Here is a 15,296-nt window from a genome sequence, read left to right on the forward strand (position 1 = left end):
CTGGGGGGGCTGCGCCCGGTCCGCATCCGCCGCTGCGCGTGACTTCAGGCGCAGCCGCTTGAATCGCAAGCGATACAATTTCCGCCCGGGCGCGAGGGGCGCGTCGACGAAGGAATGCAGCATGAGCCCGAGTTCTTCGAAGGCCGCCGATGCCCGGCTGGCCGACTTCCTGTGCTTCGCCATCTACTCGGCAAACCTGGCCTACGGCAAGGCGTATCGCCCCCTCCTCGAGCAGCTCGGCCTGACCTACACGCAGTACATCACGCTGGTCTGCCTGCACGAGCAGAACGAGCAGAGCGTGAGCGAGCTGGGCGAGAAGCTCTTCCTGGAGTCGAACACCCTGACGCCCATCCTCAAGAAACTCGAGGCCATGGGCTACGTGAAGCGGCAGCGCAGCAAGGCGGACGAGCGGGTGCTGATCGTCAGCCTGACCGACAAGGGCAGGAGGCTGCGGGAGCAGGCGCGGGGCAGGAACCTCGTCGGGGCGACAGGGCTGGGCGCGCAGGAGTTCAGGCAGCTGCAGAAGGCGGTGAGCCGGCTGCGGGATTCGCTGGTCGAGTCGATGCGGCCGGTGGCGGAGTAGGCCGTCGCGAGGTCGAAGCGGGGCCTGGCGTCGGCATGCAAATCGCATCCGATTGAATCGCTGCCGATTGACAAATCACATCCGTCGACTAGACTAAATCGCATCCGATGAAATCGCAACCGATGCGAAGAGAGGCGACTTTGAAGAAGCTGCTGTCCGTGCTCGCAGGCCTCATCGCTGCGGCCAGCCTGTTCGCTGGGGTCCAGCGCCCGCCCGCCGCCGGCACGATGCCTTCGCTGCAGGCGGCCACCGGCTGGATCAACTCCGGTGCGCTGACGACCGAGGCCCTGAAGGGCAAGGTCGTGCTGGTGGACTTCTGGACCTACTCGTGCATCAACTGCCTGCGCACCTTGCCCTACGTGAAGGCCTGGGCGCAGAAGTACCGTGCCGCCGGCCTCGTCGTGATCGGCGTCCACACGCCGGAATTCGAGTTCGAGCAGCAGGCCGGCAACGTGCTGCAGGCCGTCAGGGACCTGCATATCGAATACCCCGTCGCGCTCGACAGCCGGCAAGGCCTGTGGCGTGCCTTCGGCAACCGCGCCTGGCCGGCGCTGTATTTCGTCGACGCGCAGGGGCGGATCCGGCATCGCCAGTACGGCGAAGGGGGATATGCGCCAGCCGAGCGCCTGATCCAGCAGCTGCTGAACGAATCGGGGGCGCGCTCCGTGCCGGATGGCCTCGTCTCCCCCACGGGCCAAGGCACTCAGGCGGCGGCCGGCGCGGTCGCCGCCGAGTCGGGTGAGACCTATCTCGGTTCGGCGCGAGCGCGTGGCTTCGTGTCGGTGGACGGCGGCCTGAGGGACGCCCGCGAGCACACCTATTCCGCTGCGCCAGCGCTGCGCGCCGAGGAGTGGACGCTGACGGGCACCTGGCGCATCGAGGAAGAGTTCGCTTCGCTCGGGCGGGCGGGCGGACGCATCGCCTACCGCTTTCGCGCCCGCGACCTGCACCTGGTGCTCGGCAGCGGGAGCGGCCAACCCATCCGATTTCGCGTTCGAATCGACGGCCAATCACCGGGACGCGACCATGGCGCGGACACCGACGACCAAGGCCTGGGCACCGTCGGCGCCCAGCGCCTGTACCAACTCGTTCGCCAGGCCTCCGGCGCCGCGGAGCGGACCTTCGAGATCGAGTTCCTCGACCCCGGCGTGCGGGCCTACGCCTTCACGTTCGGCTAGCCACGACATGGGGCCTGCGTGGCCTTGGCGCGACTGCTAAGCTCGCGCCTCCTTTCGCCACGGGGTCCAGCGATGAGCAGTATGCAAAGCCACCACGTGACGGTCACAGGTGATGGCGAGGTCACGCTGGTCCTGGCCCATGGCTTCGGTTGCGACCAGAGCATGTGGCGCCTGCTGACGCCGCATTTCGAGGGCCGCTTCAGGCTCGTGATGTTCGACCTGATGGGCAGCGGCAGGTCAGATCTGGGTCAATACGACCGCCATCGATACAGCAGCCTGCACGGGCATGCCGAAGACGTGCTCCGGATCGTCGACGAATGTGTCCCCGGCCCGGCGGTCTTCGTCGGGCATTCGGTCAGCGCCATGATCGGCCTGCTGGCCGATCTCGCGAGCCACGGCCGCTTCGTCGGGCATGTGATGGTGGGCCCTTCGCCGTGCTACGTGAACGATGGCGACTACGTGGGCGGGTTCACCCGCGAAGACATCGAAGGCCTGCTGGCCACCCTCGAGAGCAACTACCTCGGCTGGTCGAGCACCATGGCGCCGGTCATCATGGGGGCGCCGGACCAGCCGGAGCTCGCCACCGAGCTGACCAACAGCTTCTGCCGGACCGATCCGGAGATCGCCAAGCACTTCGCTCGCGTCACCTTCCTGTCCGATCACCGCGCCGACCTGCCGAGGCTGAAGACGCCGGCGCTGCTGCTTCAATGCAGCGACGATCTCATCGCCCCTGTGAGCGTGGGCCGGTACATGCAGCAGGTGATGCCCCAGGCCGCCCTGCGCATCATCGAGAACGTGGGTCACTGTCCGCACTTGAGCGCGCCGAGCGCGAGCTCCGCCGCGATGGACGAGTTCCTCGCGGGCCTGGGCCGCTGAGATGTCCGAGCCAGGCGCCGGACCCCCGTCCGTTCCCGGTGCCGACGAGCTCTACGATGACGCAGCGTGCGGCCTCATGCTGTGCAGCGGCCTGGGCGAGATCCTGCGCATCAACCGGACGATGTGCCGTTGGCTGGAGCGGCGGGCCGAAGAGCTCGTGGGGCGTCGCAAGGTGCAGCACTTGCTTTCGATCGGCGGCCAGATCTTCTTCCAGACCCACCTGGCCCCCTTGCTGCACATCCAGGGCTCGGTGTCGGAAGTCAAGCTCGATGTGGTCAAGGGCGACGGCGGCACCGTCCCCATGGTGCTCAACGCGATCGCCCGCGGGCACGGGCCGGCTAGCACCTGGGAGCTGGCCTTCTTCGTCGCCCAGGACAGGCACCAGTACGAGCTGGAGCTGCTCAAGGCGAGGCAACGGGCGGAAAGCCTGCTCGAGCATGAGCGGCGCGCGCTGGATGACCTGGCCAAGGCACGGCAGGAGCTGGAGCGCCAGCGCGGCCTCGCCGAGGACCGGGCGAAGGTGGCGGAGCTGCTGGTGGGCGTCGTCAGCCACGACCTGCGCAACCCGTTGAACGTCATCCGCACCAGCGCGCAGATCCTCGGCGTCGGCGAGCAGGCGGAGATTCGCCGCCAGGCCCTGCAGCGCATCACCAGCGCCACCGGCCGGGCGGCCCGCATGATCGCGGACCTGCTGGACCTGACCCAGGTCCGCCTGGGCAGCGGCCTGGTGGTCAGGCTGGCCCCCATCGACCTGCACGAGTGGGTGGGGGAAGTGGTGTCAGACCTGCGGCTGGCCTTCCCGGGGCGGGACATCGTCCACCAGCGCGAGGCAGGCGGCGCTTGCCATGGCGACGGCGATCGCCTCACGCAGCTCGTAGGCAACCTCGTGGCCAATGCCGTCAGCTACGGCGCCCGCGACAGCACTGTCAGCGTGGCAACCCGCGCCGACGCGTCCGGCGGCGAGATCAGCGTCCACAACCTAGGCGACCCCATCCCGCCGGAGCTGCTGCCCTCGGTCTTCGAGCCTCTGCAGCGTGGCGAGCAGGAGGGCAGCCACAGCATAGGACTGGGGCTGTTCATCGTGCAGGCCATCGCGCGAGCGCATGGAGGGCAGGCCTCGGTCACATCGTCTGCCGAGGACGGCACGCGATTCGTCGTCCGTTGGCCCGCCCCGACCGCGCCGGCCTGAGCAACGGGCGAAAGCGCGCTGGCTCGCTCCGTCAGGCCGAGGCCAAGGTCATCGCAACCCGCCCAGGCGAAGACCGTCCGAACCATCATCGTTCGGGCCGTGGAAGGCCGCGCGCAGCTGCTTGCCCGACCAGGCGAGGCTGACCCGGTCGCTGCCCCAGGTCTGCGAGGCGTCGCTCAGGTCCGGGTCCAGCACCAACGGCTTGGAAAAGCTGGCCCCGCCGTCGGAAGACACGGCGGCCATGGGTTGGAACCTCTTGCCCTGCGGATCGTTGCGGGTGTCCATCCAGCTGACCGCGAGTTCGCCTGCGCGGCTGACGCAGGCCCATGGCATGAACTGGGTCGAATGGCCCTTGGCGACCTGCACCGGTGCGCTCCAGCTGACGCCCTGGTCCGACGACTGCCGGATCTTCACCCGCTGGCCGTCGTCGGTCACCAGGTACAGGCGACCCTGGTACGGCCCCTTGGATGCATCGATGGCCAGCAGGGGCCGGTGGCTCGCCGACACCGTGGCGATGGTGCCCTTGGGCTGCCAGCTCAGCCCGCCGTTGGTCGACACGTAGAGCAGCACGTCGCCCCCGGTGCACTGGAAGGACGAGCACAGGGTGTGGGTGAGGTAGAGCGTGCCGTCGCGCGCGATGGCGAGGCTGGGTGAATCGACCTGGTGGCTGTTGTCCCACTCCGGAGACACGTTGACCACACCCCAGGACTTCCCGCCGTCGGTCGAGCGCGAGAGACGGATGCGGCTGGCGTCGTCCTGCACGCCGACCGCGGCATAGACGATGTAGGCGTTGCCGCGGTACGGGCTCGGGCCGGAGTCGTCGACGGTGATGTGCACGCTCTGGGCGTCGCCCTTGAAATAGCCGGTGCCGCCGGCGTGGATGAACTCCCAGCTCGCGCCGTCGTCGGTGCTGCGATGCAGGCCGACGAAGTCCGAGTCGGCACCATCGTCGTAGCTGGCCGCCGCCAGCAGCACGCCCTGCGGCCCCATCGCGACGGCGGGGCTGTCATGAGGCCAGCCGAAGAACTCGTCGTCGGGGAAGGGCAGGCAATGCGCCTGCCAGCTGGCCCCGTCGTCCAGCGAGACGGACACCGACTGCCGGTACCAGCCGCACAGATCCGTGTCGGTCATGCCGACGGCCAGCCGCCCGGCCTCGGCGGGATCGGCCGCGATCAGCGCGCGGCCGTAGCCGGTGGACGAGACCAGGGTGTCTGGCCGCACGCAAGACGGCTTGGCGCAGCCGCCCGCAGCCTCGGCTGCCCGGGCCGGCGCGAACGGCAGCATCGCGGCCGCGACGATCGCGGCCCACAAAAGATTGGAACGCAAGGAAGGTTCTCCTCAGGGGGAAGTTTGTTGGATGTTGCGGTGGCGCTCGCGACGCTAGCCCGCCGCTGTGATCACAGACGGAATCGGGCGAGGAATGTGGCCACCACTCCCTAACTTGATGAAGCAGTGGCGCCTCGCAGCCTGGGAGGCGACCACTCCTAGGAAGGCGTCGCCATCGCGAAACCGTCCGTGGCGATTCTTGGAGAACGTGGAGTGTGGCCGGGGATGACATGGTCGAGATCAAGCCGACAGAATCAGCGGGACACGAGGTTCGGTGAGTTCGACCGTGCAAGCGCCGGCGCGACCGGGCCGGCGCCTGGGGTCAGGCCCATACTGAGCGCTGTTGTTGAAATTCGAGCCGCCGCCGCCCATGCGCGCACTCCTGATTGCCCTGTCGTGTGGTAGCGCTGCTGCCGCGGCGCTGCTCGCCTTGCGAGGGGGCGGAGAACCGCAAGAGGCTCAACACGCGCCTTTCGTGCCGACTCCAGCCCCCACCGCCGGACCTCGCGAGACGCACCCGGCAACTCCGTCGCCGACGCCCGCCGGCGCCGCCGTCCCGGCGTCAAGCGGTCAGCTGCAGGCGCGCGTGCCGGCCGCTCCCGGCGGGGCGTCGCCTTGCATCGTCAACACCGGCGGTGACGCTGCCCCCGCGATCGGAGGCAAGCCCGGTGAGTTCATCTTTTGCGCTGTCGAGCGATCATCAGACGCTGATCCATGAGACCCTGCTTGCCGCTGCCGACCATGAACTGCTCGAGCGCGAGCCGCGCGAGGATGCCTGGGCAACCGAGTCCGAGCGGCTGATCCGCGATGAGCTGGGGCGGCATGCCAGTGCCGGCGACTTCGAAGTCATCGCCGTCGACTGCCGCCGGACCTTGTGCGCGATCCAAGCCTTCAGCTACGGCGAGAACGGCCATCGCGCATGGGTCGAGGCCGTTGACGATCTGTACAAGGAATCGCTGGACAGCGTCTTCGACTCGGTCAACACCGCCTTCCCGACGCAAGGTGGCCGCTCGCCGGTATTGACCTTCCTGCACCGCAAGTCGGCAACGCCGAAGCCTTGACCGAACCCTTCCTATGACAGGGGGCAGGGCTTAGCCAGCACGCGCGGCCGGCAGACCAGCACTCTGCAAGCGCCCGAGAGGGCGAGCGCTGGTCACTTGACGAACTCGGTGCGACGGTGATCGGTCGCAGCCCCCGCAATCGACGGAGCCATGGCCGGTTCCGCAACCACTGCTTCGGCAATCTGGCGCTGCGCGACGTGGTGAACCATGTGGCCGGCACCGGGCACGACGATGAGGCGGCTGCCAGGCACCGCTGCGTGCAGGCGAGACGAGTGCGCCTGGGGATCGACCACGGTGTCGTGCTCCCCGGCCATCACGGTGACCGGCATCTGCAACTCGTGCAGCCGCTGGCTGATCTGGCTGGCTGCGGGCATCATGAACGCGGCGTCTTCGGCATTGGCGCGCAATTGAACGGGGCGCAGCAGCATCTCGCGTGCGATGGTCGGCAGGTAGTTCACCGGGACGTCGTTGGGCGCGAACATTTGCTTGATCGAGCCGCCCAGCAGCGCACGCGCCGTCAGCGCAGTCACTGTGTGGCGCATCACGTCGCCAAGCACGGGGAGCGCCACCGGTGCCGCGACCAACGCGTCCACCCGCAGCTTGGGAAAGTAGTAACCGCCGAGCAAGACGAGCGAGCGAACCATTTCCGGGTGATCGAGCGCCAGAGCCAGTGCGACCATCGCGCCCATCGAATGGCCGACGACTGCGGCATCCGTGACGCCGATCTTGCCCAACGCGGCCGCAATCAGGCTCGCCTGCGCCGAGGGCGTCCACAGCCGGTCGCGGGGGCGCTGGCTGTGGCCGAAGCCAGGACGGTCGAATGCGATCACTCGGTGCTTGCGCGAAAGCAGGTCGATCAGCCCGCTGGCAAGGAAGTCGCGCCACCAGACGTTGTTGCCGTGGATGAGCACCACGGCGGGGCCCTCGCCGCGCTCGACGCAGTGCAGGCGCACGCCATCCACTTCAATGAAATGCCCTTCAGGGGCGTTATCACGCACGGCGCGGCGCGATCGATGCTCGACCCACGCTGAGAAGGCCGCTACGGTGGAGGCGAGGGCCAAGCCTGTCTTGGCCCCTCTGGAAAGGCTTTGAATACGCTGAAAATTGGAGGCCACGAGAATCCTTGGAATGTTGCATCGCAGCATGCGGCCGGGATACGCCGGGCGCTGTAGGTCGTTGCCGTCACGTAAGGTCAGCGGACGAGCCGGCGCGACGCAACGACACGCCAGTCAGCTGCCCGGCGCGACGCCAGCTCCTGCGGCGCTCGCAACCCACGGGGGGTCTACTCGTGCTCTGCACCGCGTAGTCAGAAGAAGTGAAACCTGCCGTCCTGCTCCCATCCAGGCGTCGCATCGCATCGCAACGCCAGCGCTCGTGAATGAGTGGTTCGTCTCGCGTGCCTGCTGCCAACGATGGACGCCCGGCAAGACTGTCACCACCTTCTCGACACCCTTCAGGACCCCAGGCGGGCGTCGCGCCTGAGCGACTGAGGCGGCTTGCCGAAGCCCCGCATGAACGCCTCGCGAAGATGGCGCCGATCGCGAAAGCCCGTTTCGCGAGCAATCACCTCCAGCGGCTGGCGGCTGCGCTCGATCATCAAGCGGGCCGCCTCCACGCGCAAACGCTCTACCGCCTTGGCCGGCGACTGGCCGGTCTCGGCCGTGAACACACGGCTGAACTGCCGCGGGCTGAGGTTCGCGGCGGCAGCGAGTTCATCCACGCCCAGCGGCTGCGCCAGGTGGCGGCGTGCATGCTCCAGCGCTCGCGCGATGCGGTCCGAGCGCGGCGCGAGATTCAGGATCTCCGAATGCTGCGACTGGCCGCCCGAACGGCGCTGATGCATGACCAGCCGGTGCGCCACCGATCGCGCCACGTCGTCGCCCAGGTCCTTCCCGACGAGGCCGAGCGCCAGGTCCAGCTCCGCCGTCATGCCGGCGGAGGTCCAGATCGGGTCATCGGCTATGAAGATGCGGTCCGGCTCGACCTGGACATCGGGATGCCGCCGTTGCAGTGCGTCCGCATAGGCCCAGTGCGTCGTGGCACGCCGCCCTGCCAGCAAGCCGGCCTCGGCCAGCACGAAGGCTCCAGTGCACAGCCCCACGGTCCGGCGCGCCCGGGCGCTGCACTTTCGCAGCGCCTGCAGCAATTGGGGTGGTGAAGGCGGGGCCCCCGACGGGTCAACCACGCCCACCACCATCCAGGTGTCGGCCGTGCTGCGTGCGGTGAAGGGCCTCGTCTGCAGGGCCGTGCCCAGCGAAGCCTTCACGCTGCCGCCAGGCATCGAGTGGCAGGCCACCTCGTAGAAGGGCTCGCCCGCCACGAGGTTGGCGAACTCGAAGACCGCCTGCGTGGCCAGCGCCATCACCTGGAAGCCGTCCGGCAGGAGGTAGCTGATTCTGTGCATGTGAGGTCTCGGGAGTCGATGGCATAAAACATGACTATAAGCGTCATTTACGCCAAGCGCCGGACGGCACAACATGCGAACCATCGAAACCCCAAGACGGAGCATCACCATGACGCAGACAGACCTGGGCACTGCCCTCATCACCGGAGCCTCCTCCGGCATCGGGGCCCTCTATGCCGACCGCCTGGCGCATCGGGGCTATGACCTCATCCTGGTCGCCCGCAGCCGCGAGCGTTTGAACCCCCTGGCTCAGGACATCAGCAGCCGCCACGGCCGCGCGGTGGAGGTCTTTCCCGCCGACCTGAACCATCCGGTGGCGCTGCGCAGCGTAGAAAACAAGCTCAAGCAGGATGCGAGCATCACCCTGCTGGTCAACAACGCTGGCATGGGCACGCACACGCCGCTGCTGGAGAGCGACGTGGACCAGATGGAGCGCATGATCGAGCTCAACGTGACGGCGCTCACCCGGCTGAGCTACGCCGCGGTGCCCGGCTTCGTGTCACGCGGCAGAGGTGCGTTGATCAACATCGCCTCCATCGCGGCCGTCTCGCCGGAGACCCTGAACGGCGTGTATGGCGGCAGCAAGGCCTTCGTGTTGGCTTTCAGTCAATCGCTGCACCACGAACTGGCCGGCAAGGGCGTGCGGGTGCAAGCCGTACTGCCGGGTGCGACGGCCACCGAATTCTGGGCACGCGGCGGCCTTCCCGTGGAGCACCTGCCGGCGCAGATCGTGATGCGTGCCGAAGACCTGGTGGATGCCGCCTTGCTCGGCTTCGAGCGCGGCGAGTCGGTGACCCTTCCGTCTCTGCACGACGTCGCCCTCTGGGACGCCTACGAAGGCGCGCGCAAGGCGATGGCGCCCCATCTCTCGAGCAACGAAGCGGCATCGCGCTACCAGCCCCTTCGCTGAGTGGCCGCATCGCATTCGAACTACGCACTTGAAGATTCGAGGAGGCCCACCGTGCCGCTGACCAGCAACGATCGACTTTCTGCCATCAGGATTCCTGGAACCGAGGAGCGCTTCCTCGACCCGCTCGGCCCAAAGGACAGGGGCATGGGGCGACTGCGCTATCTCTCGGGCGGAATGGGACCGCCCTTGGTCCTGCTGCACACCGTGCGCACCCAGGCTGAGCACTTCCGCCACCTCATCCCGCTGGTCCGGGACCGGTACACGGTGTATGCCCTCGATCTCCCGGGAATGGGCTACTCGCAGATCGTGCCGGGCGCCTCCTATGAGGAGCCGGCCATGCGCGAGGCGGTCAAGAGCCTCATCACCCGACTCGACTTGCGCGACGTGACGCTGCTCGGCGAATCGATGGGCGCAACGCTGGCCCTCACCACCGCCGCCGATCTGCCCGAGCGGGTGCGGCGTGTCGTGGCGATCAATGCCTATGACTTTGCGGGCGGCATCGCGCGGTCCAGCCTGCTGGCCCGGTTCGTCGTGACCGGCGCGCTGGCGCCCGTTGTCGGCCCGACCGTCGCCGGAGTCCAGCCCAAGCCCATCGTGCGCGCCGTGCTCCATGGGGGTCTCGGCGACACCGCCGCCCTGCGCGATGACTACCTCGATGAACTGTTGAAGGTCGGACGTCGGCCCGGCTATCCGGTCGTTGCCCGCGCGGTGTACGGGAACCTGCCCAGTCTCATCGCGGCACGCGCCCGTTACCCCGAGGTCAAGGCACCCATCCACCTCATCTACGGAGAGAAGGATTGGTCAAGGCCCTCGGACCGACAGGCCAACAAGCAGCTCCTGCCCGCAGCCGAGTTTGTCCAGGTGCCTGGCGCCGGCCACTTCATCGTCCTCGAGCGGCCGGACGTGGCGGCCAAGGTGTTGAACGACGCGATGCGACTCGCGAGCGTTCCAGAAGCCGCGGCCTCTGGTGCCTGATCTTTCGATTGACCCGCAACCCCCTGAGGTGCTCTCATGCCCACTCCTGACATCGTTCTCTGCGCGCCCGTCCGAACACCGATCGGAAGCTATGGCGGCTCGCTCAAGGAAACGCCCGCGTCCGCACTGGGCGCCACGGTGATTCGCGAGACCCTGCATCGCTCGGGCCTGGAAGCCGTCGACACCGTCGTGATGGGACACGTGATCCAGGCCGGCGCCCGGATGAATCCGGCACGACAAGCTGCCATCGGCGGCGGACTGCCCGTGCAGGTGCCCGCCCTGACGGTGAATCGGGTGTGCGGATCGGGTGCACAGGCTATCGCCTCGGCGGCACTCGAGATCGCGGCGGGTTATGCCGCGGCTGCGGTGGCCGGCGGCATGGAGAACATGGACCAGGCTCCCTATCTGATGCCCGGCGCGCGCTGGGGACAACGCATGGGGGACGCGCAGATGCTGGACAGCATGCTGCGAGACGGCCTGAATGATTCCTTCAGCGGTCAGCACTCCGGCTGGCATACCGAGGATCTCGTCGCTCGGTACGGCATCACGCGCGAGGACCAGGATCGCTGGGCCGCACGCTCACAGCAACGCTTCAGCGGGGCTCAGGCCGCCGGCAAGTTCGTGGAAGAGATCGTCGCCATCGAACTCTCCGGCCGCAAGGGGCCGGTGAGCTTCTCCACGGACGAAGCCAATCGGCCCGACACCACGGTCGAATCCCTGGCCAAGCTTAAGCCGGCGTTTCGAAAGGACGGAACGATCACTGCCGGCAACGCGCCCGGGCTCAACAGCGGCGCGGCGGCGATGATCGTTGCCGAGCGAGGCTTTGCGGAGAAACACGGGCTGAAGCCATGGGCTCGCCTGGTCTCGCACGGCGTCGCGGCGGTGGAGCCGGGCATGTTCGGTATCGGGCCGGTGCCGGCGGTCCGGCTGGCTCTGGAACGCGCCCACTGGAAGCGCACGGACATCCAGCGCATAGAGATCAACGAGGCATTCGCCGCGATCACGCTGGCCTGCCTGCGTGAGCTGGACCTGCCGGAAGACATCGTCAACGTCGAGGGTGGCGCCATCGCCCACGGTCATGCCATCGGCGCAACGGGTGCCGTGCTGACCACGCGCTTGCTGCATTCGATGCGACGCGACGGCTTGAGGCGGGGCATCGTGACCTTGTGCATCGGCGGCGGTCAGGGCATAGCGCTGGCGCTCGAAACGCTCTGATGGAAAGAAGGGCAATGGCCTGTACTGTCGGGACGCCCCCGCAAGTAGTGCTCTCAGGGCTCGACGGGATCCAGGCGCACAGCGATCCAGGCACGCTTGGCCTGGCTGTACGCCGTCACCGCCAGCTGACCGGAATCGTTGATGGCCAACACGCTCACCAAGGTGTACTGGACTTGGTCCCAGCGGCTGATCCGGTTGTTCAGATCGACGAGCCTTGACCCTTCGGTGATGAAGGCGCGGCCGAAGTTGTCCCCAGAGCCACCGATGACGCCAGCGCCGTTGATCGCAAATGCGCATGTGTACCCACTGCCCAGTGTTCCCAAATCATCCGCCCTCCCATTCTCAAAACGTGCCACGCGATAGTGGAAGTACTTGTCATAGGAACAACCGACCGCAGTCCCCGATGCGTTGATCGCCCTTGCAGTAGCGTTGACTACACCATCCATGTCGGGCAAGCCGAGATCGAAGGCGACTTGTGCCCAGCTGAATTCGGGATTCGGGTGGGCCTGGACGACATCCACGAACACATTTCCGGAACTGTCAATTCCAGCGGCCGGGGCGTCTCTGTCGATCAGCGCCGTCTTGACCGGCAGTTCGGTCAGCCGATACTTGGTCTCGGCGCATGCCATCCCGCATGCAACCTGACCGAGCGTCGCGATGGCAGCAACGAAAACGCCTCGCATGATTGGCCTCCGGGACTGGTGACGCATCTGCTTCGCCTGCTGCCGCGATGCTGCGGCTGGGCCCGATCTCCGAATCAGGGAGAAACCCGTCGCACATTCACGGTCGGTAGCCGCCCCTAGTGCGACGTCCCCTCCGACCTCGTGATCTTGTTCCACACGTTGTACTTGCCCACCGGCTTGCTCATCGGCAGGCGCTTGAGCTCCTTCAGCGTGGTCGCGTCGTAGACGACGATGGCGCCGTCCATCTCCCAGACGCTGGCCAGGGCGTAGCGGCCGTCGCGGGTGAATTCGATGTGGGCCAGGGTCTTGCCGGGTTCGCGCACGCTCGCCACGGGCTGCAAGGTCCGCTTGTCGATCAGCGTCAGCGTGTCCTTCGCCTGCGGGCTCATCATCGAATCGGCCCAGGCGTAGGGCGTGGCCTCGTGGCTGCGGATGAAGAAGCCGGGGCCGGGCGTCGGTACGGTGGCGATGGTCTTCCAGGTCTTGAGGTCGACCACGTCGATCGCGCCGGTCTTGAGGTTGGGACTGGCCAGCACGGTGCTGCCGTTGAAGGCGAAGCTGATGCCCGAGCCGAGGTGCGGCATGCCGGCGATGGGCAGTTCGGCAACCTTCCTGCGGATGTCGAGGTTGACGACCTGGGCCGTGGGCGCGGCATCGGGGCTGCGCGGGCGGGCGGTGCCAATCACGTGGCGGTAGGCCGGGTCGAAGAAGAAATCGTCCAGCGGCTCCTGCAGCGGCGTGCGGCGCACGCCGAGGTAGCCCGGCTTGGCGATCGCCTCGCCCATGCGGTAATCGTGCACGTAGCCGTCGTGGATGGGCTCGGCCTGGGGGTCGTACGAGATTTCCCACAGCTCGGCGATGTCCTTGAGCGCCACGACGAAGCTCTTGCGCGGGGCGGCGTCGTACACGGCGGACACGCGCGAGTGCTGTGCGCTGTCGAGCGTGGCGGCGTCGTAGCTCTTCTGCAGCTTCAGGTCGGCATCGAAGAGCACGAGGGTGCGCGGCAGATAGTTCGCCGCCATCACCCAGCGGCCGTCGCCGCTGACGGCGACATTGCGCATGTTCAGGCCGGCGCGCACTTCGGCCACCACCTTGAGGTTCCACAGGTCGAACTTGGTGATCCAGCCGTCGCGCGAACCGAAGAAGACGTGGCGGCCATCGGGCGTGAACTTCGGGCCGCCATGCAGCGCGTAGCGGCTGGCGAAGCGGTGCATGACTTCGAAGCGGTCGCCGTCGACGATGGACACGTGGTGGTCGCCGCCCTCGACCACGACGAACAGGTTCATCGGGTCGGCCTTCCACTGCGGCTTCGCCGGCCAGTCGGTCCAGCCCGGTGTCTCGACGCGCGAGGCGCGGATGTCCGCCTCGCTCCACGAGGGCGCGGGCTCGACTGGCTGGTAGACCCAGCGCGCCAGGGCGTCGATCTCGGGCGCGCTCAGCGTCGCGCCGAAGGCCGGCATCTGCGTCGCCTGGCGGCCCTTGTCGATCACGCTGCGCGCGTCGGCGGGGCGCAGCCGCTCCAGGCTCTCGGGCAGCAGGGCAGGGCCCATGCCGCCGGTACGTTGCGCGCCGTGGCAGCTGGCGCAATGCTGACCATAAAGCCCTGCCGCCTCGGGCCTGGCGACCTCTTCAGCCCGGGCCAGGTCGCTGCCCATCCACACCAGCCCGGCGGCCAGCAGGATCTTGGCCAGGCGAGCGGCCAGCTCAGGCATGGGCGCTCACTTGAGGCGCGCGCAGGCCGATCTCCTCGTCGCTCAGGTAGCAGCCCGGGTCCGGCGCCCAGGGGTCGCCGGTGAGCTGCTGGGCGCGCACGCGCGTGTTGCCGCCGCAGATGGCCAGGTGGTCGCAGGTGCCGCAGCGGCCGGACACGCGGCGCGGCTGGCGCTTCAGCCCGGCCATCAGCGGGTCGCTGGTGTCGGCCCAGATGGCGGAGAAGGGCCGGTCGCGCACATTGCCCAGGCCGTGGTGCCACCACATGGTGTCGGGGTGCACCTCGCCGACGTTGTCGATGTTGGCCACGTGCAGCCCGCTGGCGTTGCCGCCCCAGGCGACGAGACGTTGGCGCAGCGCGTCATGCCAGCGCGGCAGGCGGGCACTGGCCCACTGCAGCAGGTAGGGGCCGTCGGCGTCGTTGTTGCCGCTGACGTAGTCCTCCAGGCGGCCTTCGCAGGCGGCCTCCCACGCGCGCTCGAAGAGCAGGTCCATGGCGGCGCGGGTGGCGGCGAAGTGCGCATCCTTGCCGCGGTGGATGTTGCCGCGGCCGGCGTAGTTCAGGTGCGAGAAGTAGAACTTGTCGACCTGCTCTTCGCGCATCAGATCCAGCAGCGCCGGCAGGTCATGCGCATTGAGCGCGGTCATGGTGAAGCGCAGACCGATCTTGACCCCGCGCCGGCGCAGGTGCCGCACCGCAGCGAGGCTGCGATCAAAGGCGCCCTGCTGGCGGCGGAAGCGGTCGTGCGTCTCGCGCAGGCCGTCCAGGCTGATGCCCACGTAGTCGAAGCCGACCTGCGTGATGCGGTCGGCCATGGCCTCGTCGATCAGCGTGCCGTTGGTCGACAGGCCGGTGTAGAAGCCCATGGCCTTGGCATGCGCCGCGAGCTGGAAGACGTCGGGCCGCATCAGCGGTTCGCCGCCCGACAGGATGAGCACCGGCACGCGGAAGGCCCGAAGGTCGTCCATCACCGCATACGCCTCGCTCGTCGTCAGCTCGCCGGCGTAGTCGTGGTCGGCCGAGAGCGCGTAGCAGTGCTTGCAGGTGAGGTTGCAGCGGCGGATCAGGTTCCAGATCACCACCGGGCCGGGCGGCTCGTTCGATGCCGCGCGTCGCGGCACGGGCCAGCGGCCGTCTCGTTCGGCTTGCGCGAGCTCGCGCAGGTACTGGCTGATGCGGAACATG

14 protein-coding genes are annotated in these 15,296 nt (G+C 67.9%); 8 read left to right on the forward strand and 6 right to left on the reverse strand.

Annotated features, from left to right (window positions below; translation table 11 throughout):
• Window positions 1–121 precede the first annotated feature (121 nt).
• The 4 genes from ACS5PM_RS14040 to ACS5PM_RS14055 all read left to right on the forward strand — a co-directional run bounded on the left by ACS5PM_RS14040 (window position 122) and on the right by ACS5PM_RS14055 (window position 3,826).
• Window positions 122–583, forward strand: a complete 462-nt coding sequence (locus ACS5PM_RS14040) for a MarR family winged helix-turn-helix transcriptional regulator (RefSeq protein WP_439388265.1) — start codon at window positions 122–124, stop codon at window positions 581–583.
• A 107-nt stretch (window positions 584–690) separates the two neighbouring features.
• Window positions 691–1,761: a thioredoxin family protein gene (locus ACS5PM_RS14045; RefSeq protein ID WP_439388266.1), complete on the forward strand. Its 1,071-nt coding sequence runs from the start codon at window positions 691–693 to the stop codon at window positions 1,759–1,761.
• A gap of 72 nt (window positions 1,762–1,833) precedes the next feature.
• A complete protein-coding gene (locus ACS5PM_RS14050; RefSeq protein WP_439388267.1) occupies window positions 1,834–2,637 on the forward strand; it encodes an alpha/beta fold hydrolase in 804 nt (267 codons plus the stop codon).
• A gap of 76 nt (window positions 2,638–2,713) precedes the next feature.
• Window positions 2,714–3,826, forward strand: coding sequence for a sensor histidine kinase (locus ACS5PM_RS14055; protein ID WP_439388268.1), 1,113 nt, complete (start codon window positions 2,714–2,716; stop codon window positions 3,824–3,826).
• 48 nt (window positions 3,827–3,874) lie between these two features.
• On the opposite strand, the gene ACS5PM_RS14060 is transcribed toward ACS5PM_RS14055, so the two are convergent.
• Window positions 3,875–5,152, reverse strand: a complete 1,278-nt coding sequence (locus ACS5PM_RS14060; protein ID WP_439388269.1) for a sialidase family protein — start codon at window positions 5,150–5,152, stop codon at window positions 3,875–3,877.
• A 635-nt stretch (window positions 5,153–5,787) separates the two neighbouring features.
• Between ACS5PM_RS14060 and ACS5PM_RS14065 the strand changes: the two genes are divergently transcribed.
• Window positions 5,788–6,213, forward strand: a complete 426-nt coding sequence (locus ACS5PM_RS14065) for a hypothetical protein (RefSeq protein WP_439388270.1) — start codon at window positions 5,788–5,790, stop codon at window positions 6,211–6,213.
• A 92-nt stretch (window positions 6,214–6,305) separates the two neighbouring features.
• Here ACS5PM_RS14065 and ACS5PM_RS14070 read toward each other — a convergent pair whose 3' ends face one another.
• Both ACS5PM_RS14070 and ACS5PM_RS14075 read right to left on the reverse strand, forming a co-directional pair.
• Complete coding sequence (locus tag ACS5PM_RS14070) at window positions 6,306–7,328, reverse strand: alpha/beta fold hydrolase (protein ID WP_439388271.1); 1,023 nt, start codon at window positions 7,326–7,328, stop codon at window positions 6,306–6,308.
• Window positions 7,329–7,666: 338 nt separating this feature from the next.
• Window positions 7,667–8,617, reverse strand: coding sequence for a GlxA family transcriptional regulator (locus ACS5PM_RS14075; RefSeq protein WP_439388272.1), 951 nt, complete (start codon window positions 8,615–8,617; stop codon window positions 7,667–7,669).
• Between the two features lie 109 nt (window positions 8,618–8,726).
• On the opposite strand from ACS5PM_RS14075, the gene ACS5PM_RS14080 reads away from it, so the two are divergent.
• The 3 genes from ACS5PM_RS14080 to ACS5PM_RS14090 are packed head-to-tail and all read left to right on the forward strand — an operon-like array spanning window position 8,727 to window position 11,717.
• Window positions 8,727–9,527 (forward strand): SDR family NAD(P)-dependent oxidoreductase, encoded by an 801-nt coding sequence (locus ACS5PM_RS14080; RefSeq protein ID WP_439388273.1) that lies wholly within the window; start codon window positions 8,727–8,729, stop codon window positions 9,525–9,527.
• A 51-nt stretch (window positions 9,528–9,578) separates the two neighbouring features.
• Window positions 9,579–10,502, forward strand: coding sequence for an alpha/beta fold hydrolase (locus ACS5PM_RS14085; protein ID WP_439388274.1), 924 nt, complete (start codon window positions 9,579–9,581; stop codon window positions 10,500–10,502).
• A gap of 36 nt (window positions 10,503–10,538) precedes the next feature.
• The gene (locus ACS5PM_RS14090; RefSeq protein WP_439388275.1) at window positions 10,539–11,717 is read left to right on the forward strand and encodes an acetyl-CoA C-acetyltransferase; all 1,179 of its coding nucleotides are present in this window, start codon (window positions 10,539–10,541) and stop codon (window positions 11,715–11,717) included.
• A 53-nt stretch (window positions 11,718–11,770) separates the two neighbouring features.
• On the opposite strand, the gene ACS5PM_RS14095 is transcribed toward ACS5PM_RS14090, so the two are convergent.
• The 3 genes from ACS5PM_RS14095 to nirJ form a co-directional block, all read right to left on the reverse strand.
• On the reverse strand, window positions 11,771–12,400 hold the full coding sequence (locus tag ACS5PM_RS14095) for a hypothetical protein (protein ID WP_439388276.1): 630 nt from the start codon (window positions 12,398–12,400) through the stop codon (window positions 11,771–11,773).
• Between the two features lie 116 nt (window positions 12,401–12,516).
• Complete coding sequence (locus ACS5PM_RS14100; protein WP_439388277.1) at window positions 12,517–14,112, reverse strand: cytochrome D1 domain-containing protein; 1,596 nt, start codon at window positions 14,110–14,112, stop codon at window positions 12,517–12,519.
• A complete protein-coding gene (gene nirJ / locus ACS5PM_RS14105; RefSeq protein WP_439388278.1) occupies window positions 14,105–15,295 on the reverse strand; it encodes a heme d1 biosynthesis radical SAM protein NirJ in 1,191 nt (396 codons plus the stop codon). Before nirJ ends, ACS5PM_RS14100 begins: the two co-directional genes overlap by 8 nt.
• Window position 15,296 lies beyond the last annotated feature (1 nt).

It is taken from the genome of Ideonella flava (assembly GCF_051857595.1).
GTDB lineage: Bacteria > Pseudomonadota > Gammaproteobacteria > Burkholderiales > Burkholderiaceae_C > Ideonella.

Bases quoted from the DNA above. Each gene is read 5' to 3' on its own strand.
- ACS5PM_RS14040 (WP_439388265.1), top strand. From the start codon at position 122: ATGAGCCCGAGTTCTTCGAAGGCCGCCGATGCCCGGCTGGCCGACTTC.
- ACS5PM_RS14045 (WP_439388266.1), top strand. From the start codon at position 691: ATGAAATCGCAACCGATGCGAAGAGAGGCGACTTTGAAGAAGCTGCTG.
- ACS5PM_RS14050 (WP_439388267.1), top strand. From the start codon at position 1,834: ATGAGCAGTATGCAAAGCCACCACGTGACGGTCACAGGTGATGGCGAG.
- ACS5PM_RS14055 (WP_439388268.1), top strand. From the start codon at position 2,714: ATGCTGTGCAGCGGCCTGGGCGAGATCCTGCGCATCAACCGGACGATG.
- ACS5PM_RS14075 (WP_439388272.1), bottom strand. From the start codon at position 8,617: ATGCACAGAATCAGCTACCTCCTGCCGGACGGCTTCCAGGTGATGGCG.
- ACS5PM_RS14080 (WP_439388273.1), top strand. From the start codon at position 8,727: ATGACGCAGACAGACCTGGGCACTGCCCTCATCACCGGAGCCTCCTCC.
- ACS5PM_RS14090 (WP_439388275.1), top strand. From the start codon at position 10,539: ATGCCCACTCCTGACATCGTTCTCTGCGCGCCCGTCCGAACACCGATC.
- ACS5PM_RS14095 (WP_439388276.1), bottom strand. From the start codon at position 12,400: ATGCGAGGCGTTTTCGTTGCTGCCATCGCGACGCTCGGTCAGGTTGCA.
- ACS5PM_RS14100 (WP_439388277.1), bottom strand. From the start codon at position 14,112: ATGCCTGAGCTGGCCGCTCGCCTGGCCAAGATCCTGCTGGCCGCCGGG.
- nirJ (WP_439388278.1), bottom strand. From the start codon at position 15,295: ATGTTCCGCATCAGCCAGTACCTGCGCGAGCTCGCGCAAGCCGAACGA.